Source organism: Paraburkholderia sp. CI2, from assembly GCF_014201055.1.
Taxonomy (GTDB): domain Bacteria; phylum Pseudomonadota; class Gammaproteobacteria; order Burkholderiales; family Burkholderiaceae; genus Paraburkholderia; species Paraburkholderia tuberum.
In genome coordinates this window covers 69737-90367 of sequence record NZ_JACHDL010000013.1, presented here as the reverse complement: position 1 = coordinate 90367, position 20631 = coordinate 69737, and the positions used below count along the sequence as shown (strand labels likewise).

Annotated in this window: 12 protein-coding genes and 2 riboswitches; of the genes, 3 read left to right on the top strand and 9 right to left on the bottom strand. The window is 65.7% G+C overall.

What is annotated here, in order from left to right; translation table 11 throughout:
- The first annotated feature begins 333 nt into the window (after positions 1 to 333).
- Together putA and HDG32_RS19105 are read left to right on the top strand one after the other, a co-directional pair.
- Complete coding sequence (gene putA, locus HDG32_RS19110; protein WP_184069839.1) at positions 334 to 4272, top strand: trifunctional transcriptional regulator/proline dehydrogenase/L-glutamate gamma-semialdehyde dehydrogenase; 3939 nt, start codon at positions 334 to 336, stop codon at positions 4270 to 4272.
- An 87-nt stretch (positions 4273 to 4359) separates the two neighbouring features.
- Positions 4360 to 5508, top strand: coding sequence for a branched-chain amino acid ABC transporter substrate-binding protein (locus HDG32_RS19105; protein WP_184069837.1), 1149 nt, complete (start codon positions 4360 to 4362; stop codon positions 5506 to 5508).
- Between the two features lie 95 nt (positions 5509 to 5603).
- On the opposite strand, the gene HDG32_RS19100 is transcribed toward HDG32_RS19105, so the two are convergent.
- The 8 genes from HDG32_RS19100 to HDG32_RS19065 all read right to left on the bottom strand — a co-directional run bounded on the left by HDG32_RS19100 (position 5604) and on the right by HDG32_RS19065 (position 17038).
- The gene (locus HDG32_RS19100) at positions 5604 to 7349 is read right to left on the bottom strand and encodes a thiamine pyrophosphate-binding protein (protein WP_184069835.1); all 1746 of its coding nucleotides are present in this window, start codon (positions 7347 to 7349) and stop codon (positions 5604 to 5606) included.
- A 238-nt stretch (positions 7350 to 7587) separates the two neighbouring features.
- A complete protein-coding gene (locus HDG32_RS19095) occupies positions 7588 to 8976 on the bottom strand; it encodes an L-serine ammonia-lyase (RefSeq protein ID WP_090802417.1) in 1389 nt (462 codons plus the stop codon).
- A gap of 29 nt (positions 8977 to 9005) precedes the next feature.
- On the bottom strand, positions 9006 to 10136 hold the full coding sequence (locus tag HDG32_RS19090; RefSeq protein ID WP_184069833.1) for an alginate lyase family protein: 1131 nt from the start codon (positions 10134 to 10136) through the stop codon (positions 9006 to 9008).
- A 139-nt stretch (positions 10137 to 10275) separates the two neighbouring features.
- Positions 10276 to 13212 (bottom strand): aminomethyl-transferring glycine dehydrogenase, encoded by a 2937-nt coding sequence (gene gcvP / locus HDG32_RS19085; RefSeq protein ID WP_184069831.1) that lies wholly within the window; start codon positions 13210 to 13212, stop codon positions 10276 to 10278.
- Between the two features lie 68 nt (positions 13213 to 13280).
- Positions 13281 to 13661 (bottom strand): glycine cleavage system protein GcvH, encoded by a 381-nt coding sequence (gene gcvH / locus HDG32_RS19080; RefSeq protein ID WP_090802422.1) that lies wholly within the window; start codon positions 13659 to 13661, stop codon positions 13281 to 13283.
- 59 nt (positions 13662 to 13720) lie between these two features.
- Positions 13721 to 14836: a glycine cleavage system aminomethyltransferase GcvT gene (gcvT, locus tag HDG32_RS19075; RefSeq protein ID WP_184069829.1), complete on the bottom strand. Its 1116-nt coding sequence runs from the start codon at positions 14834 to 14836 to the stop codon at positions 13721 to 13723.
- Between the two features lie 80 nt (positions 14837 to 14916).
- A riboswitch (glycine riboswitch) is annotated at positions 14917 to 15077 on the bottom strand.
- Between the two features lie 20 nt (positions 15078 to 15097).
- A riboswitch (glycine riboswitch) is annotated at positions 15098 to 15200 on the bottom strand.
- 219 nt (positions 15201 to 15419) lie between these two features.
- Entirely contained in the window at positions 15420 to 15770 is a 351-nt protein-coding gene (locus tag HDG32_RS19070) for a hypothetical protein (RefSeq protein ID WP_018418835.1), read from the bottom strand.
- A gap of 218 nt (positions 15771 to 15988) precedes the next feature.
- Positions 15989 to 17038, bottom strand: coding sequence for an oxidoreductase (locus tag HDG32_RS19065; RefSeq protein ID WP_184069827.1), 1050 nt, complete (start codon positions 17036 to 17038; stop codon positions 15989 to 15991).
- Positions 17039 to 17383: 345 nt separating this feature from the next.
- Here HDG32_RS19065 and HDG32_RS19060 point away from each other — a divergent pair, with 345 nt between their 5' ends.
- Positions 17384 to 19474, top strand: a complete 2091-nt coding sequence (locus HDG32_RS19060) for a UvrD-helicase domain-containing protein (RefSeq protein WP_184069825.1) — start codon at positions 17384 to 17386, stop codon at positions 19472 to 19474.
- Positions 19475 to 19594: 120 nt separating this feature from the next.
- Here HDG32_RS19060 and HDG32_RS19055 read toward each other — a convergent pair whose 3' ends face one another.
- Positions 19595 to 20494, bottom strand: coding sequence for a cytochrome c5 family protein (locus tag HDG32_RS19055; RefSeq protein WP_184069823.1), 900 nt, complete (start codon positions 20492 to 20494; stop codon positions 19595 to 19597).
- Positions 20495 to 20631: the final 137 nt, after the last annotated feature.

Sequence of the window (20631 nt, the reverse complement as noted above, 5' to 3'; positions counted from 1 at the left end):
ACTTTTCCATTACACCAACCCTCGAGAACCCCGTTTATGTTTTCTGCGTGCCCTGAAACCGACGTTTCGGGCCGTCCGTCTTCGTGCTTCTGTATATCGGCGCGCGAAGTCGTTTGATAAGGCTTATTTCAAAAAGAATCACGCCAGGGAAAGTACCGATCGAAAACACCCCGGTTCGACTGTCGGTCACCGCCCGGAAACCCGTGTTCCATAAGGCTTCCGACGGGGTGCAACCAACCTGCCGATTTGGTTGCACCTTTTTATTTGGAGGCGTACGATTCGCCCAACTTTTAGTCTTTCGCCAGGCTCGCGCCCGGTATCAGAGAAGGAAACATGGCTAGCACCACTCTTGGCGTCAAGGTCGACGACCTCCTGCGTTCCCGGCTCAAAGATGCCGCCACCCGCCTCGAGCGCACCCCGCACTGGTTGATCAAGCAGGCGATTTTCGCCTACCTCGAAAAGATCGAGCACGGCCAGTTGCCGCCCGAACTGTCAGGCGCAACCGGCACGGCCGATCTCGCCGACGGCGCGGCGGTCGAGAACGAGGAAGACGGCGCGTCCCATCCGTTCCTCGATTTTGCGCAGAACGTGCAACCGCAGTCGGTGCTGCGCGCGGCGATCACCGCCGCGTATCGCCGCCCTGAACCCGAGTGCGTGCCGTTCCTGCTCGGCCAGGCGCGTCTGCCGGCCAACCTCGCCGGCGACGTGCAGGCGATGGCCGGCAAGCTCGTCGAAACGCTGCGCGCGAAGAGCAAGGGCGGCGGCGTGGAAGGGCTGATCCACGAATTTTCGCTGTCGAGCCAGGAAGGCGTCGCGCTGATGTGCCTCGCCGAGGCGCTGCTGCGCATTCCCGACCGCGCGACCCGCGACGCGCTGATCCGCGACAAGATCAGCAAGGGCGATTGGAAATCGCACGTCGGCCAGGCGCCGTCGCTGTTCGTCAACGCGGCGACCTGGGGTCTGATGATCACCGGCAAGCTGGTGACGACCAATAGCGAGACGAGCCTGTCGTCGGCGCTCACGCGCCTGATCGGCAAGGGCGGCGAGCCGCTGATCCGCAAGGGCGTCGACATGGCGATGCGCCTGATGGGCGAGCAGTTCGTGACCGGCGAGAACATTTCCGAAGCGCTCGCGAACAGCCGTAAGTACGAGGCGCGCGGTTTCCGCTATTCATACGACATGCTCGGCGAAGCGGCCACCACCGAGGCCGACGCGCAGCGCTACTACGCGTCGTACGAGCAGGCGATCCACGCGATCGGCAAGGCCGCGGGCGGCCGCGGCATCTACGAAGGCCCCGGCATCTCGATCAAGCTGTCGGCGCTGCATCCGCGCTACTCGCGCGCGCAGCAGGAACGCACGATGAGCGAGCTGCTGCCGCGCGTGCGTTCGCTCGCGATCCTTGCGCGCCGCTACGACATCGGCCTCAATATCGACGCCGAAGAAGCCGACCGCCTCGAACTCTCGCTCGACCTGCTCGAAGCGCTGTGCTTCGATCCGGAGCTGCAAGGCTGGAACGGCATCGGCTTCGTCGTGCAGGCGTATCAGAAGCGCTGCCCGTTCGTGATCGACTACCTGATCGATCTGGCGCGCCGCAGCCGCCACCGTGTCATGGTGCGGCTCGTGAAGGGCGCGTACTGGGATACGGAAATCAAGCGCGCGCAGGTCGACGGCCTCGAAGGCTATCCGGTCTACACGCGCAAGGTCTACACCGACGTGTCGTACCTCGCCTGCGCGAAGAAACTGCTCGGCGCGCCCGATGCCGTCTATCCGCAGTTCGCGACGCACAACGCGCACACGCTGTCGGCGATCTATCAGCTCGCAGGCAACAACTACTACCCCGGCCAGTACGAGTTCCAGTGCCTGCACGGCATGGGCGAGCAGCTCTACGAAGAAGTCACCGGCCGCGACAAGCTGAACCGCCCGTGCCGCGTGTACGCACCGGTCGGTACGCATGAGACGCTGCTCGCGTACCTCGTGCGCCGGCTGCTCGAGAACGGCGCGAACACGTCGTTCGTGAACCGCATCGCCGACGAATCCGTCGCGATCAAGGACCTGGTCGCCGATCCGGTCGAGGAAGCGTCGAGGATCGTGCCGCTCGGCGCGCCGCACGCGCGCATTCCGCTGCCGCGCAACCTGTATGGCGCGCAACGGCTCAATTCGATGGGCTTCGATCTGTCGAATGAGCATCGGCTCGCGTCGCTGTCGTCGGCGCTGCTCGCGAGCGCGCATCATCCGTGGCGCGCGGCGCCAATGCTCGAAGACAACCAGATCGCGGTCGGCGCCGGGCGCGACGTGCGCAACCCGGCCGACCAGCGAGATCTCGTCGGCACGGTCGTCGAAGCGACGGCGGAGCATGTGAGCGCCGCGCTCGGCCATGCGGTGGCCGCCGCGCCGATCTGGCAGGCGACGCCGGTCGAGGCGCGCGCGGATTGCCTCGCGCGCGCCGCGGATCTGCTCGAAGCGCAGATGCACACGCTGATGGGCCTCGTGGTGCGCGAAGCGGGCAAATCGCTCGCCAACGCGGTCGCGGAAATCCGCGAAGCGATCGACTTCCTGCGCTACTACTCGACGCAGATCCGCGACGAGTTTTCGAACGACACGCATCGGCCGCTCGGTCCGGTGGTCTGTATCAGCCCGTGGAACTTCCCGCTGGCGATTTTCATGGGCCAGGTGGCCGCCGCGCTCGCGGCCGGCAACACGGTGCTCGCGAAACCGGCCGAGCAGACGCCGCTGATCGCAGCTCAAGCGGTGCGAATTCTGCGCGAAGCGGGCGTGCCGGCGGGCGCGGTGCAACTGCTGCCGGGCAATGGCGAGACGGTCGGAGCCGCGCTGGTCGCCGATCCGCGCACGCGTGCGGTGATGTTTACCGGCTCGACCGAAGTCGCGCGTCTGATCAACAAGACGCTGTCCGGCCGACTCGATCCGGATGGCAAGCCGATTCCGCTGATCGCCGAAACCGGCGGCCAGAACGCGATGATCGTCGACTCGTCGGCGCTCGCCGAGCAGGTCGTCGCCGACGTGCTGCAGTCGTCTTTCGACTCCGCCGGTCAACGGTGTTCGGCGTTGCGCGTTCTTTGTTTGCAGGACGATGTCGCGGACCGCACGCTCGAAATGCTGACGGGCGCGATGCGCGAGCTCGCGCTCGGCAACCCGGATCGGCTGTCGACCGACGTCGGCCCGGTGATCGACCTGGACGCGAAGCGCGGCATCGACGCCCACATCGCGGCGATGCGCGACAAGGGCCGCAAGGTCGAGCAACTGCCGCTGCCGGAGGGCGCGACGCAGGGTACTTTCGTGCCGCCGACGCTGATCGAGCTCGACAGCATCGACGAGCTGAAGCGCGAAGTGTTCGGTCCGGTGCTGCACGTGGTGCGCTATCGCCGCAGCCAGCTCGACAAGCTGCTCGAACAGATTCGCGCGACGGGTTACGGTTTGACGCTCGGCATCCACACGCGCATCGACGAAACGATCGCGCACGTGATCAGCCGCGCACACGTAGGCAACATCTACGTGAACCGCAACGTGATCGGCGCGGTGGTCGGGGTGCAGCCGTTCGGCGGCGAAGGACTGTCGGGTACGGGGCCGAAGGCCGGCGGTGCGTTATATCTGCAGCGTCTGCTCGCAACGCGTCCGGCTGGTTTGCCGAAGTCGCTCGCCCAGGCGCTGGTGGTCGAAGTACCGCAGGCGGCGCAGGCTGCAGAACAGGGCGACAATCCGGCGGCCGCGCTGACCGCGTTGCGCGACTGGCTGATCGCCGAGCGCGAGCCGCAGCTTGCCGCGCGTTGCGACGGCTATCTGTCGCATGTGCCGGCGGGCGCGACCGCGGTACTGTCGGGGCCGACCGGCGAGCGCAATACGTACACGCTGGGCCCGCGCGGCACGGTGCTGTGTATCGCGTCGACGGCGAGCGGCGCGCGCGTGCAGTTCGCGGCGGCGCTGGCTACGGGAAATCGTGCGTTGTTCGAGGGCGCGGCCGGTGAACAATTGGTTTCGCAATTGCCGGCGTCGCTGAAGGCCCACGCGAGCGTGAAGAAGAGCGCCGACGCGCCGTTCGACGCCGTGCTGTTCGAAGGCGACAGCGATGAGCTGCTTGCGCTCGTGAAGGAGGTCGCGAAGCGCGCGGGGCCGATCGTGTCGGTGCAGGGCGTCGCGGCCCGTGCGCTCGCGAGCGGCGACGAGGACTACGCGCTCGAGCGTCTGCTCACCGAGCGCTCGGTCAGCGTGAATACCGCGGCGGCAGGCGGCAATGCGAATTTGATGACGATCGGTTGAGCGAACCTCGGCGATTTATTCAATAGAAAGGAAGCGGCACGGCGACCCCGACACCGCTTCATCCACACCTGGTATCAAGGAGAAGCTATGCAATACAAAATGAAACAGCTGGCAGGCGCAGCTCTGGTTGCCGCCATGTCGCTGGCGGGGACGGCCAACGCTCAATCGACGGAAGACGTGAAGATCGGTTTCGCCGGTCCGATGACGGGCGCACAGGCGCACTATGGCAAGGACTTCCAGAACGGCATCACGCTCGCGGTCGAAGAGTTCAACGCGACGAAGCCGGTGATCGGCGGCAAGCCGGTTCGCATCGTGCTCGACTCGGCCGACGACCAGGCCGACCCGCGCACCGGCACGACGGTCGCGCAAAAGCTCGTGGATGACGGCATCAAGGGCATGCTGGGCCACTTCAACTCGGGCACGACGATTCCGGCCTCGCGCATCTACGCGAACGCGGGCATTCCGCAGATCGCGATGGCGACGGCGCCGGAATACACGCAGCAGGGCTTCAAGACCACCTTCCGCATGATGACGTCCGACACGCAGCAAGGCTCGGTCGCTGGCACGTTCGCGGTGAAGAACCTCGGCATGAAGAAGATCGCGATCGTCGACGATCGCACCGCTTACGGCCAGGGTCTTGCGGATCAGTTCGAGAAGGCTGCGAAGGCGGCAGGCGCGACGATCGTCGATCGGGAATACACGAACGACAAGGCCGTCGACTTCAAGTCGATCCTGACCAAGCTGAAGTCGTCGAACCCGGATCTGATCTATTACGGCGGCGCGGATTCGCAAGCCGCACCGATGGTCAAGCAGATGAAGCAGCTCGGCGTGAAGGCGCCGCTGATGGGCGGCGAAATGGTCCACACGCCGACCTTCATCAAGCTCGCCGGCGATGCGGCGAACGGCACGGTGGCTTCGCTCGCCGGTCTGCCGCTCGAAGAAATGCCGGGCGGCAAGGCATACGTCGAGAAGTACAAGGCGCGCTTCAACGAAGACGTGCAAACGTACTCGCCGTACGCGTTCGATGGCGCGATGGCGATGTTCACCGCGATGAAGAACGCGAACTCGACCGATCCTGCCAAGTACCTGCCGGTGCTCGCCAAGACGTCGAAGCCGGCCGTGACGTCGGCCAACCTCGCGTACGACGCGCGCGGCGATCTGAAGAACGGCGGTATCACGCTGTACAAGGTCGTCGATGGCAAGTGGACGACGCTGCAAAGCGTGGGCGGCAAGTAAGTTTTTTGCTGACTACGGTTGATAGAAAACCCCGCTCCGGCGGGGTTTTTTTATGGGCCGCGCATTCGACACGCTGTCAGGCCACGGGGCGATTTTCACTGCCCGCGCATCTTCCTCCCCTGCTCACGAATCATCTCTAGCGTCGCCGCGGGCGTGCTCGCTTCCTGCGGCATGCGAATTTCGATCACGGCCGGCAGCTGCGATTCGATGGCGCGTTGCAACGCCGGCAGAAAATCCCCGGTACGTTCAACGGTTTCGCCATGCGCGCCGAACGATCGCGCGAATGCCGCGAAGTCCGGATTCGTGAGGCCGGTACCATGCACGCGATGCGGATAGTGTCGCTCCTGATGCATGCGGATCGTCCCGAATTGGCTGTTGTTGACGACGATGAACAGCACGCGCAGGTCGTACTGCATCGCTGTCGCGAGCTCCTGCGCGGCCATCATGAAGCAGCCGTCGCCGGCGAGCGCGACCACCGCGCGCTGTGGATACAGCGACTTCGCCGCGAGCGCCGCCGGCACGCCGTAGCCCATCGCGCCGCTCGTCGGCGCGAGCTGAGAACGGAAGTGCCGATACGAGAAATGCCGATGCAGCCACGTCGCGTAATTGCCCGCGCCGTTCGTGAGGATCGCGTCGTCGGGCAAGTGGGCGCGTAACTGCTGGATCACTTCGCCCATCTGCACGTCGCCGGGAATTGGGCGCGGCTCGCGCCAATCCAGATACGCGCGATGCGCTTCCTCAGCGGCACCCGCCCAGGCGAGCCTGCCGGACGGCGACGGTTCCAGTTCCGCAAGCATGGCCGCAAGCTCAGGCATGCCCGAGACGATCGGCAGATCGGCCGCATATACGCGGCCCAGTTCTTCCGCGCCCTGATGCACGTGCACGAGCGTCTGCTTCGTCTTCGGGATGTCGAGCAGCGTGTAGCCGTTGGTCGTCGCTTCGCCGAGGCGCGGACCGAGCGCGAGCAGCAAGTCCGCGTCGCGAATGCGCTGAGCGAGCGCCGGATTGATGCCGAGACCGACGTCGCCCGCGTAGTTCGGATGCTCGTTGTCGAAGGTGTCCTGGAAGCGGAACGCGAGGCCAATCGGCAACTGCCAGTTTTCGATGAAACGCCGCAGGTCCGCGCATGCGGCCGCTGTCCAGCCGCTGCCGCCGGCGATCACCATCGGCCGTTGCGCGCCTTCGAGCAACTCGCGCAGCTTCGCGATCTGCGCGGCCGATGGCGACGCCGCCACGCGGTGATAAGCGGGTGCGCCAGGTACCGCGTCGCACGCATCGCTCAGCACGTCTTCGGGCAGCGCCAGCACGACCGGCCCGGGCCTCCCAGAGGTGGCCGTATGAAACGCATGGCTCAGATATTCGGGGATGCGCTTCGGGTCGTCGATCTGCGCGACCCACTTCGCCATCTGACCGAACATGCGCCGGTAGTCGATCTCCTGAAATGCCTCGCGATCGAGATGTTCGCGCGCGCACTGACCGATCAGCAGAATCATCGGCGTGGAGTCCTGAAACGCAGTGTGAACGCCGATCGACGCATGCGTCGCGCCCGGCCCGCGCGTGACGAGTGCGACACCCGGGCGGCCGGTCAACTTGCCGAGCGCTTCGGCCATGTTCGCGGCCGCGGCTTCGTGACGGCAGACGACTGTCTGGATGCGCCCGGTTTCGTCGTGCAGCGAATCGAGCACGGCGAGAAAGCTTTCGCCGGGGACGCAGAACACGCGCTCGACGCCGTGTGTGAGCAACGCCTCGACGACGAGGCGCGCGCCGGTCGTGCGTGCGGTATGGGAAGCGATAACGGAATTGGAAGCGGAATGGGAAGCGGGAGCATTCGGCAGCGACATTGCGAAGAAGCCTCCTGGCAGTGCGTGGGTGCGTTGGGATGGAGCCGCATCGGCGGAACGTGCAACAGCGGCCGATGGGCGCTTCGACAGCTTACGCCGAGCACGTGGGCGTTGTCATGGCGCAGCGCAACTGTTCGATCGGCGTGCGCGCCACACGATTGCGCAAATGAAAACGCGAGCCGCAGGGCCCGCGCTTTTCCGATGCGATCGCACGCAATTGAATGCCGCGCTCAACGACTCAACACTCGACGATATTTACCGCGAGTCCGCCGCGCGACGTTTCCTTGTACTTGGTCTTCATGTCCGCGCCGGTTTCGCGCATCGTCTTGATCACCGAATCGAGCGACACGTAGTGGCTGCCGTCACCGCGCAACGCCATGCGTGCGGCATTGACCGCCTTCACCGATGCCATCGCATTGCGCTCGATGCACGGAATCTGCACCATGCCGCCGACCGGATCGCAGGTGAGCCCGAGGTTGTGCTCCATGCCGATTTCCGCGGCGTTCTCGACCTGCTTCGGCGTGCCGCCCATCACGGCGGCCAGCGCGCCTGCGGCCATCGAGCATGCGACGCCGACTTCACCCTGACAGCCCACCTCCGCACCGGAGATCGACGCATTCAGCTTGTACAGGATGCCGATCGCGGCGGCCGTCATCAGGAAGTCGATCACGCCCTGCTCGTTCGCGCCCGGCATGAAGCGCGTGTAGTAATGCAGCACCGCCGGAATGATGCCGGCCGCGCCATTGGTCGGCGCGGTGACGACGCGCCCGCCCGCCGCGTTCTCTTCGTTGACGGCGATCGCGTACAGGTTGATCCAGTCGACCATCGACAGCGGATCCTGCAACGCGCGCTCAGGGTTGCCCGTCAACGCGCGATACAGCTGCGGCGCGCGCCGCTTCACCTGGAAAGGTCCGGGCAAGTGACCATCGGCATCGGGATTGTTGATGCCGCATCCGCGCGCGACGCATGATTGCATCACGTCCCAGATCTTCAGCAGACCGGCGCGCGTCTCTTCCTCGCTGTGCCAGACGCGCTCGTTTTCCCACATCAGCTGCGCGATGCTCTTGCCGCTCGCCGCACACAGCGCGAGCAATTCGTTGCCGGTACGGAACGAATGCGGAAGCTGATCGACGGCGCTCAATACCTTCGTGTTCGGCGCGCCGGCCGTCACGACGAAGCCGCCGCCGACCGACAGATAGGTCGACTCGCGCAGCGTTGCCCCTTGCGCATCGAAGGCGAACAGCTTCAGGCCGTTCGGATGCTCGGGCAGCGCCTGACGATAAAACGCGATGTGCTCTTTCTGCACGAAGGGCACCTCGTGCGTGCCGAGCAGCGCGAGTTGGCGCGACGTGCGCACTGCTTCGAGCCGTTGCGCGATCGTCTCGGGATCGACGGTGTCGGGCGCGTCGCCCATCAGGCCCAGCATGACGCCGCGATCGGTGCCGTGTCCCTTGCCGGTCGCGCCGAGCGAGCCGTACAGCTCCGCCTTCACCGATGCGGTGGAAGCGAGCAGCCCGTCGCGCTCGAGTCCCTGGACGAACATCAGCGCCGCGCGCATCGGCCCGACCGTGTGCGAGCTCGACGGACCAATGCCGATTTTGAAGAGATCGAAGACGCTGACTGCCATGTACTGCTCCCTGCCTATAGATAAAGAGTTTAGCGCGCCGGCAGCGGCAAGCACACGGCGAGCCACGCGGGCGGCGTCGGTGCGAGCTGCAGCGCGACTGGCGTAAAGCGTCCATCGAGACGGGCCGCCAGGTGAAACAGTTCCGTCGCGTTCTTCGGATCCCACGGACCCGAATAGCCGGGCAAGCCGGCCTCGCGACGTTTTGCATCGAACGCGACGTTCGAATGCACGAATTCCTCATGCGTCTGAGCGCCGGTAGCAAACGGCACGAGCCAATTCAGCGCGGCGAGCAGCGTCGCGCCGTTCGCGCCCTTCTCCTGCAGCCAGTTGCGGTTGTGGCGGCGCGCGGCGAGCGCGGCCGTCACCAGCGGTTGCAGATCGTAGGTCACATAGTGCAGCGCATCGCGCTCGCCGAAGTCGATCGTCGAGCCGTCCGGGGCGATGTTGTCGCCGATATGCTCGACGAACAGCCGCTGCGCGGCGTTGATCATCTTGCGGTTGTCGAGCGTGAATGCCGCCATCGCGATCAGCTTGATGCGGTGGCTTTGCCAATTGTTGCGGAACGTGCCCGTGAGCGGCCGCGGCTGCGCGTCGATCTGCCCGATGTAGCCGTTCGCGAGCTTCGTCAGAAACGCCATCGCCGCGTTGCGCGTTTTGACGGGCAACGCGCTCGCGGTCATGTCGTACGCGAGGATCAGACCTTCGAAACGCGTTTCGTCGATCGGATTGAAGCTCGGCTGATAGGTCGTGACCCACGCATACAGCAGACGGTCGACGAGCTTCAGGAAGCGGTCGTCGCTGGTCGCGCGCCACGCGAGCGCGGCGTCGCGCAGCAGGTCGAGATCCTTCTCCGCTTCGACGCTCTGATCGTAGATGCCCTCGTGCGGCAGCGTGCCCTCGGTGTGCAATTTGGCGAGCGCATGCGGCTGCTCGTTCAGATGTGCCTGCACGTTGGCGACGAGCGCCTTGACGCCGGGGTCGGCATTGGTGCGCTCGCTCGTTTGCAGCGCCGGCGCCGCGCAGAAATTCATCGCGGCCTGCGCCGCGCGCAGCGGCAGCAACGCGGCCGCTGCGGCCAACAGTACCGCGTAAGCGGGCCGCCACGGACGGACGCCTGCCGCCTCGGCCCGGCTTTGCATCAATCGCACCTTTCGCGCCATGCGAAACTCCTCGTTAGGCTGATTCGGTGTGTGATGTTAGCCGGTTGCGGCTTTCAACGACAGGACCGCGGGTGGACCGCTCGCGGACGCCGACGGACCTTCACAGCGCCGCGCATGACGTCTCGCCGACTCGCACTGCTTACTCGTAATCGGCGATCGGCACGCACGAGCAGAACAGGTTGCGATCGCCGTACACGTTGTCCGCGCGACCGACCGGCGGCCAATACTTGTTCGCGATCAGCGTCTTCAGCGGGTAGGCGGCGGTCTCGCGCGCATACGCGTGCTTCCAGTCGTCCGAGATCACGACCGCCGCCGTGTGCGGCGCGTGCTTCAGCGGATTGTCCTCGCGGTCCGCGCGGCCTTCCTCGACCGCGCGGATTTCCTCGCGGATCGCGATCATCGCCTCGATGAAGCGGTCGAGCTCTTCCTTCGACTCCGACTCGGTCGGTTCGACCATCAGCGTGCCCGGTACCGGGAAGCTCATCGTCGGCGCGTGGAAGCCATAGTCGGCGAGGCGCTTCGCGACGTCGTCGACGGTGATGCCGCTCGTGTCCTTGAGCGGACGCAGATCGAGAATGCACTCGTGTGCGACGAGGCCGCCGGGGCCCGAGTACAACACCGGATAGTGCGGCGCGAGCTTGTTGGCGACGTAGTTCGCGTTGAGGATCGCGGTTTCGGTCGCGGCGGTCAGGTTCTTCGCGCCCATCATCGCGATGTACATCCACGAGATCGGCAGGATCGACGCCGAGCCGTACGGCGCGGCCGACACCGCGCCGATGCCATCCTCCGAGCGCTGGTAGCCCGACGAAGTCTGGTTCGGCAGGAACTGCGCGAGATGCGCGCCGACCGCGACCGGACCGACGCCCGGTCCGCCGCCGCCGTGCGGAATGCAGAAGGTCTTGTGCAGGTTCAGGTGCGAGACGTCGCCGCCGAACTGACCCGGCGCGCACAGGCCGACCATCGCGTTCATGTTCGCGCCGTCCACGTACACCTGGCCGCCGTGCGCATGCACGATCTCGCAGATTTCGCGGACGTTCTGCTCGAACACGCCGTGCGTCGACGGGTACGTGATCATGATCGCCGCGAGCTTATCGGCGTGCTGCGCGGCCTTCTTCTTCAGGTCTTCGATATCGACGTTGCCCTGCGCGTCGCATGCCACGACCACGACCTGCATGCCGGCCATTTGCGCCGACGCCGGGTTCGTGCCGTGCGCCGAAGCGGGAATCAGACAGACATCGCGATGCGCTTCGCCGCGCGACGCGTGATAGGCGTGGATGATCAAAAGACCCGCGTACTCGCCCTGCGAGCCCGCGTTCGGCTGCAGCGACACGGCCGCATAGCCGGTCGCGGCGACCAGCATCTCTTCGAGCTGATCGATCATCTCGCGGTAGCCGACGGTTTGCTCGGTCGGTGCGAACGGATGGATCTGGCCGAACTCGGGCCACGTGACCGGCAGCATTTCCGACGTCGCATTCAGCTTCATCGTGCAGGAGCCGAGCGGGATCATCGAGCGATCGAGCGCGAGGTCCTTGTCCGACAGACTGCGCAGATAGCGCAGCATTTCCGTTTCCGAATGATGACGGTTGAACACGTGATGCGTCAGGTACGCGCTCGTGCGTTCGAGCGCGGCCGGCACCGACGCAGAGTTCGATGCGTTGAGCGCGGTGTCGAGCGCGTCGACTTGCGGCACGTCGCTCGTGAAGGCCGCTTGAGCGAACACCGCGAGCAGGTCGGCCAGATCGTGGCGCGTGGTGGTTTCGTCGATCGACAGGCCGACTTGCGTCGCGCTCACGTGGCGCAGGTTGATGCGCCTGGCCGTCGCCGCGTCGTGCAGCGCTTGCGTGCGTGCGCCGGTGTCGAACGTGAGCGTGTCGAAGAAAGTTTCGTTGACGAGCTTATAGCCAAGCTGCTTCGCGCCCTCGGCGAGCAGCGTGGCGATGCAATTGACGCGCAGTGCGATCGTCTTCAGGCCACGCGGGCCGTGATAGACCGCGTACATGCTCGCCATGATCGCGAGCAGCGCCTGCGCGGTGCATACGTTCGAGGTCGCCTTCTCGCGGCGGATGTGTTGCTCGCGCGTTTGCAGCGCGAGACGCAGCGCGGGGTTGCCTTGCGCGTCGACGGTTACGCCGACCAGACGTCCCGGCATTTGCCGCTTGAATTCGTCGCGCACCGCGAGGTACGCGGCATGCGGGCCGCCGAAGCCGACCGGCACGCCGAAACGCTGCGTATTGCCGACCGCGACGTCCGCGCCCCATTCGCCCGGCGGCGTAAGCAGCGTCAGTGCGAGCAGGTCGGCGGCGACGACGACATGGCCGCCCGCCGCGTGGATCGCTTCGGTCAGCGCGCGGTAGTCGCGCACGTCGCCGTTCACGCCCGGGTATTGCAGCAGCACGCCGAATGCGTTGGCGTCGGCGGCTTCAGCGGCCGGGCCGACTTTCACTTCGATGCCGACCGGCGTCGCGCGCGTCTTCACGACTTCGATGGTCTGCGGCAGCACGTCGTCGGCAACGAAGAACACGTTCGACTTCGGCTTGCCGACGCGTTGCAGCAGCGTCATCGCTTCGGCGGCGGCGGTCGCTTCGTCGAGCAGCGATGCGTTCGAGATCGCCAGGCCGGTCAGGTCGGTGACCATCTGCTGGAAGTTCAGGAGCGCTTCCAGACGGCCTTGGGAAATTTCAGGCTGGTACGGCGTGTACGCGGTGTACCAAGCCGGATTTTCGAGCACGTTGCGCAGGATCACCGTCGGCGTATGGGCGTTGTAATAGCCCTGGCCGATGTAGGAGCGGAACACCTGGTTCTTGTCCGCGAGCTCGCGCAAGGCGGCGAGCGCTTCGGCTTCGCTCTTCGGTTGCGCGAACGGGCCGAGCGGCAGCGTTTCGGTGCGGCGGATCGTCTTCGGGATGACGGCGTCGATCAATGCCGCGCGCGACGCGAAGCCGAGTGCTTCGAGCATCGCTTGCTGGTCGGCCGTATCCGGGCCGATATGCCGTTCGGCGAAGGCGTCGTGCACTTCGAGCGCGGCGAGCGAGAGAGGAGTGCGGTTCATCAGACGATCCGGGTGTTCGAGCTTCATGGGTGTTCCTGGCGGCGCGGCGCGCCGTTGTGCGAGCGCCGCGCCTGACGGTTAAAACGAAAGGTGACTCAGGCGCCGATCGACTTCGCGTAGGCCTCGGCGTCGAGCAGACGGTCGAGCGACGCATCGGCGGCCGGCTTGATCTTGAACAGCCAGCTGTCGTACGGCGTGCTGTTGACGGTGTCGGGCGAGTCGGCGACGGTCGTGTTCGCCTCGATGACTTCGCCCGAGACCGGCGCGTAGATATCGGAGGCGGCCTTCACCGATTCGATCACGGCGACGGTGTCGCCCGCGGTCACGGACTTGCCGAGTTCCTGGACTTCGAAGAAGACGATGTCGCCGAGCGCTTCCTGCGCGTGGTCGGTGATGCCGACCGTCAGCGTGCCGTCCGCTTCGGTGCGGACCCATTCGTGCGATTCGGTGTATTTCAGTTCGGCCGGGATGCTCATTGGATGCTCCTGAACGGTATGTTCGGTAGTGTTTGAATGTAGGGGCGTGCGCCGGCCGCTTAGACCGCCAGCACCTTGCCGTTGCGCACGAACGGCAGTTTTACCACGCTTGCGGGACAGGCTTTGTCGCGAATCTGGACGTGCACGGTGTCGCCCGGCTGCACGCCCTTCGGCACGCGCGCGAAGGCGATCGATTCCTGCATGGTCGGCGAGAACGTGCCGCTGGTGATTTCGCCGTCGCCGTGCGGCGTGACGACTTTCTGATGCGCGCGCAGCACGCCCGCGGCCTTGCCGTTTTCCTTCAGCAGGATCAGGCCGACGAACGCGGCGCGCGAGCCGTCGGCTTCGAGGCTGCTCTTGCCGACGAACTCGCGCGGCGAGGCCAGGTCGACGGTCCATGCGAGGCCGGCGTCGAGCGGCGAGACATTGTCGTCCATGTCCTGGCCATACAGGTTCATGCCGGCTTCGAGGCGCAGCGTATCGCGCGCGCCGAGACCGGCCGGGCGCACGCCGTGGGCCGCGAGCGCATTCCACAGCGCTTCGACGTGGGCAGCCGGCACGATGATCTCGAAGCCGTCTTCACCGGTATAGCCGGTGCGCGCGACGGTCAGCTCGCCGAACGGCGTGCCGTCGACGCGCGCGGCGTTGAACGGCTTCAGCGCTTCAGTCGCGGCGCGCGCGGCCGGCACGGTTTGCCAGGCCTTTTCGCGTGCGTTCGGGCCTTGCACGGCGACGATTGCCAGATCGCGGCGCGGCGTGATGGTGAGACCGAAGCCGCCTGCGTTGAGCTGGCCGAACCAGGCGATGTCTTTGTCGGCGGTGCCGGCGTTGACGACCACGCGGAAGTGGTCTTCGGCGAAGTAATAGACGATCAGATCGTCGATCACGCCGCCGTTCGGATTCAGCATGCAGGAGTAGAGCGCGCGGCCCGGCGTTTGCAGCTTCGCGACGTTGTTCGCGAGCGCGTATTCGAACAACGCGCGGACGCGCTCGCCGGTGAAGTCGACCACGCACATGTGGGACACGTCGAACATGCCGGCGTCGGTGCGCACCGCGCGATGTTCCTCGATCTGCGAGCCGTAGTTGACGGGCATGTCCCAGCCGCCGAAGTCGACCATGCGAGCATTGAGCGCGCGGTGAGCGGCGTGGAGCGGGGTGTGTTTGAGTTCGGTCATGGGGCCTCGGGCATCTCGCGAAACAAAAAAGGCCATGCGGCGCACTGCCTCGCGGCCGTGTGCCTGCGAGCGTGGTTCTGCATGACCCCTCTGTCCTCGATACCTGAGAGATTGCGCCGCCGCGACTGGCTCAATGAGCTCGATCCGTCACGGTGAAACGCGCGCCCCTTCGGTGGGCAGCCTGCCTGCGGTGCACGAGGTGCGACGCGGATGGCTACTGCCGCTCTCCAGAGTGCGAAAAAGCCGCCGGAAGACGGGTTTTTCGACGCGGTCGGTCCTTTTGCCTGAGAGTTTGCGGGTGTGCCCCTTCGGCGGCGCGGCCTGCGATTTTTCGCCTGCCAGCACGCTCTCCCGACGCGTGCGGCGAATTTACGCGACGGGCCGGGGCTTGTCAAATAAAGGCCCGGGAGCGGTGTGGGGCCGGCTGTGGCTGTTCGGGGGCGTCAAAAAGAAAAGCGCGGACCGTGGTGCCCGCGCTTTTCAGTTGCTTCTCCCGGTGCCATCCGTGACCGCACGATGAGCGGTAGTGGGGGCTCACCTGGTGGCTCGTTTGCCGATTCGGTTTGCCCACTTGCTCGCTGACTCACTCGCCGATCGCATGAGCCGCATTGTCCAGTTCCTGATTCAGCACGCGCTGTTCTTCCGCGGACAAACCGCCGCCATGCTGGGCGGCCATGTCATGCGCTTCCTGGCGGATCGTCTCGAGACGGTGATGCAGCGCGGCGCCTTGCGGCGGCGGGTAATAGCCCTGATTCACGCGGTTATCGATACGGTGCGCGAGATTGTCGATGCGGCCGTCGACCTGATGCAGACGCTGGTCCGCGATCTGCTGCGGAGTCGGGCCCGGATGCGGCGCCGGCGGGGGCGTTACCACGCAGGCGGCGACGGAGCCGAGCAGCGCGCATGCAACAAGGGCACGGATGATTCGAGACATGGATTCTCCCGGAGTCGTTGTCGTGTTGGATTGCTACCTCATTAGCAACGGCTGACGAAGAACGCCCGCTGACCTGGCAGCGGGCGAATTTGTAACGTTATGTTCCTTTCCGGAGCGTCAGGAAAGCCCGCGCCGACAGCCTTCGCGGCGCTAAAGGCGGTCCCGTTTTTGGTACACAGATCGTGGTGGCGCGGTGTCGACGCGCAGCGGGGGGGGGGTCAGCGAATCCGCTCGAACGGCAGTCGCACGCCCTGCTCGGAACTGCGCGCGGCCAGGTCGATGATCGTCATCACGTCGACCGCGTCGCGCGTACTGATCGGAAATGCGACGCCGTTCTGGATCGCATCGGTCAACGCAATATAGAAGCCTGCGTACTCGCCGTTGCGGGTCGGCAATTCGCACTCGACTTCCTCGTCGCCTTCGAGCACGCGCAGCACGCCGGGGCTGTTGCCGCCGCCGAAGCCTGCGTCGCCGGGGCGCAGGCCCGCTTTCAGCTGATCTTCCTGGGTGTCGAGGCCGTACTTCACGTAGCTGCCGCGCGTGCCGTGGATAGCAAAGCGCGCTCCCGGCAACGCGGTCAACGCGCTTGCGTGCAGCACGACCTCGAACTCGTCGTAGCCGAGCTGGATGTGCACGTAGTCGGGTGCACTTGCGTCGTCGCGATGGGTGCGCACCGTCGCCGATACGGTCCGCGGCGCGCCGAAGAGGGCGAGCGCCTGGTCGATCAGATGCGGACCGAGATCGAACAGCAGACCGCCGCCGCGCGTCACGTCTTCGCGCCAGCGCTGACGCGGGCCCGGCCGGAAGCGGTCGAAATGCGATTCGTACTGCGTGACGCGACCCAGTTCCACGCGCGCGAGCAGATCGCGCACGGTCAGAAAATCGCCGTCCCAGCGGCGGTTGTGAAAGGGCGCGAACAGCTTGCCGCGCGCGAGCGCGATATTGGCAAGCGTGTGGGCGTCGGCGGCGCTCAGCGTGACAGGCTTGTCGACGACCACGTGCTTGCCGGCTTCGAGGGTGCGGCGCGCGAGGTCGAAGTGGGTGTCGTTGGGCGTCGCGATCACGACGCAGTCGATGTCGTCGAGCGCGAGCAGCGCGTCGAGATCGGCGACGATTTTCGCGTGCGGATAGTCGGTGTGCGCGCGCTCGGATTGCCCGGTCGCAATCGCGGCGACCCTCGCGCGTCCGCAGTGTTCGATCACTGGTGCGTGAAACGTCGCGCCGGCGAAGCCGTAGCCCATCAATCCAATTTTCAGCGATGCGGACATGCGAGTCTTCCTGGAGGAGCGGCGCGCCGCCTTGCCACCGCGGCGGCGGCGCGCAATCTCATCATTGTGGCATTTGTGGGCTGGACTGGGGGCTGAGCATGACGGCCGGCCTTGCGCGCAGCCCGTCGGGGCGTCCGAACCATCGAGGCATCCAACGAGGGCATCCAACGAGGGCGTCCATCGCGGTGGTCATCGCGGTGGTTATCGCAGTGGCCATCGCAGTGGCCATGTTAACATCGCACCTCCCGCGCGCATTGCGCCGCGCAGCATGCCCCGGGCCTTCGGCCGGCGCCACCCGCCGGTCCGACCTCAGCGGCCCTCAACCGCATTACCCATCCACAAACGATGTCCGCAGGCCTGAACCCCGCTCAAAGTGAAGCGGTCCGTTATCTCGACGGTCCCTGTCTCGTGCTCGCCGGCGCCGGCAGCGGCAAGACGCGCGTGATCACGCAGAAAATCGCGCACCTGATCGAAGCCAAGGGCTTCGAGCCACGCCACATCGCCGCCGTCACGTTCACGAACAAGGCCGCGGCGGAGATGCGCGAGCGCGTCGGCAAGCTGCTCGAAGGCAAGACGCTGACCGCACCCGGCAAGGAAGGCCGCAAGGTGCCCGTGAACCAGCTGACGGTGTGTACGTTCCACTCGCTCGGCGTGCAGATTTTGCGTCAGGAGGCGGAGCATGTCGGCCTGAAGCCGCAGTTCTCGATCATGGATTCCGACGACTGCTTCGGCATGATCCAGGAGCAGGTCGGCTCGACGGACAAGGGCTTCATCCGCAAGATCCAGTCGATCATCTCGCTGTGGAAGAATGGCCTGATCATGCCCGAGCAGGCGATCGCGATCGCCTCGACCGAGGACGAGCATCAGGCGGCGATCGTCTATCGCAACTACGTGGCGACGCTGCATGCGTACCAGGCGGTCGATTTCGACGATCTGATCCGCCTGCCCGCCGAACTGTTCGCGAGCAACGAGCAGGTGCGCGACCGCTGGCAGAACAAGCTGCGCTATCTGCTGATCGACGAGTATCAGGACACCAACGCATGCCAGTACGAACTGGTGAAGCTCCTGGCCGGCAAGCGCGCGGCGTTCACGGCGGTCGGCGACGACGATCAGGCGATCTACGGCTGGCGCGGCGCGACCCTCGAAAACCTCGGCCAGCTCGGCAAGGATTTCCCGAACCTGCACCTGATCAAGCTCGAACAGAATTACCGCTCGACGGTGCGCATCCTGAGCGCCGCGAACAACGTGATCGCGAACAACCCGAAGCTGTTCGAGAAGAAGCTGTGGTCCGAGCACGGTATGGGCGACACGATCACGGTGACGGGCTGCAACGACGAGGAGCACGAGGCGGAGTCCGTCGTGTTTCGGCTGTCCGCGCACAAGTTCGAGCGGCGCGCGAATTTCCGCGACTACGCGATCCTCTATCGCGGCAACTTCCAGGCGCGCATCTTCGAGCAGGTGCTGCGCCGCGAACGGATTCCGTACGTGCTGTCGGGCGGCCAGTCGTTCTTCGATAAGGCCGAGATCAAGGACATCTGCGCGTACCTGCGTCTGATCGCCAACGCGAACGACGATCCCGCGTTCATCCGCGCGATCACGACACCGCGTCGCGGCGTCGGCAATACGACGCTGGAGGCGCTCGGCGCGTTCGCGGGTCAGGCGAAGGTGTCGCTGTTCGAGGCGGTCTACATGGGCGGCATCGAGGCGCGTCTGTCGCCGCGTCAGATCGAGCCGATGCGCGCGTTCTGCGACTTCATGCAGCGCCTGACCGACCGCGCGGAGAAGGACGCGGCGGGCACGCTGCTCAATGAGCTGATGGAGGCGATCCACTACGAAGCGTATCTGTACGACGCGTTCGACGAACGCCAGGCGCAGGCAAAGTGGCAGAACGTGCTGGAGTTCATCGAGTGGCTCAAGCGCAAGGGCACGAAGGAAGAGCCGGAGCACGGCAGCGGCAGCGAAGCGACCGGCTACGACACCGCCGACGGCTTCGGCGACACCGGCAAGAACCTGCTCGGGCTGATCCAGACGGTCGCGCTGATGTCGATGCTCGAAGGCCGCGAGGAAGATCCGGATGCGGTGCGGCTGTCGACCGTGCATGCGTCGAAGGGGCTCGAGTATCCGCACGTGTTCCTGGTCGGCGTCGAGGAAGGCATCATGCCGCATCGGGGCGGCGCGGACGACGAGCCGATCGACGACGCGCGCATCGAGGAGGAACGCCGGCTGATGTACGTCGCGATCACGCGCGCGCAGCGCAGCCTGCATCTGAACTGGTGCAAGAAGCGCAAGCGGGCGCGGGAGACGGTCGTCTGCGAGGCGTCGCGCTTCATCAACGAAATGCTGCTCGACGATGCGCCGCCGCCGACACCGGAAGAAGCGCCGATGTCGCCGAAGGACCGGCTCGCGAGCCTGAAGGCGTTGTTGCAGAAGTCGTGAGCGGGCGGGACTGCAAGTGCCCGCCAGTTGCGGTTGCTTGCGATTGCACAGAAAAAATCCCTGCATCGCGTTAGCGCATGCAGGGATTTTTCATTTCAGCGACGACCGATGCCGCGTGCTTTACTTCACCGCGCTGACCATATAGTCGACCGCGGCCTTCACGTCCGCATCCGATGCGTTCGAGCCGCCCTTCGGCGGCATCGCGCCCTTGCCGTGCAGCGCGTAGTTATAGACAGTGTCCATCGGGTCCTTCAGGCGCGGCGCCCATGCTTCCTTGTCGCCGAACTTCGGCGCGTTCAGCACGCCGGTCGCGTGACAGGCCTGGCATACCGACTGATACAGCGCCTTGCCGGCCTGCGAGGCGTCCGCGCTTTGCGCGCCACCTGCTGCCGGGGCGGGAGTCTGCGGCACGTTGGCCATTGCGGCCAGCGCCGCGGCGGCCTGGGCCGCGCCCGCATCCGATGCACCTGCTGCACCGGATGCCGCGGCCGCACCGGATGCCGCAGCCGCGCCCGCCGCCGGCTGCGCCGGCTCGGGGAAGCTCGCGCCCGAATTGTTCGCCATATAGACGACCGCGCGCGCGATCTCGAAGTCACTGTAGTCGTCGGGGCTCGTGCCGCCGCGCGGCGGCATGGCGCCCTTGCCGGACAGCGCGGTGTGCCACAGCGTGTCGAAGCCCTGCGCGATGCGCGGCGCCCAGTCGGCGGTGTTGGTGAATTTCGGCGCGCCTGCGGCACCCGACGCGTGACACGCCGAGCAGACCGCCTTGTAGACTTCCTCGCCGCTCTTGTAGACGCGCGGTGCGTTGGCGTCGCGGATCTCGACTTGGGCGATCGGATGGATGCGGGCGGTGACTTCGGCTTCGGAGAGAGAGTCGGTGCCGGCGCCGGTGCGCGTCGAATTATCGACGTAGACGGCGAGCAGAACGATGATGACGATCGGCACAGCAAACCCGGCGATGACCGCGGCGATAAGCTGTGCTGGGGTTTTGATCGGGGCTCCGTGTGGTGCTTCGCTCATGCTTGTCTCGTCTCCGTGGGTGTGTGAGCGGTACAGCGCGACGGCAACTTCTTGTTCTTTATCAGCCACGGACGATTATAGACGCAAGCTTTCGGCGGCGGCGAGGGGGCCAGGACGGTGTTCAGCAGGCGTTTACC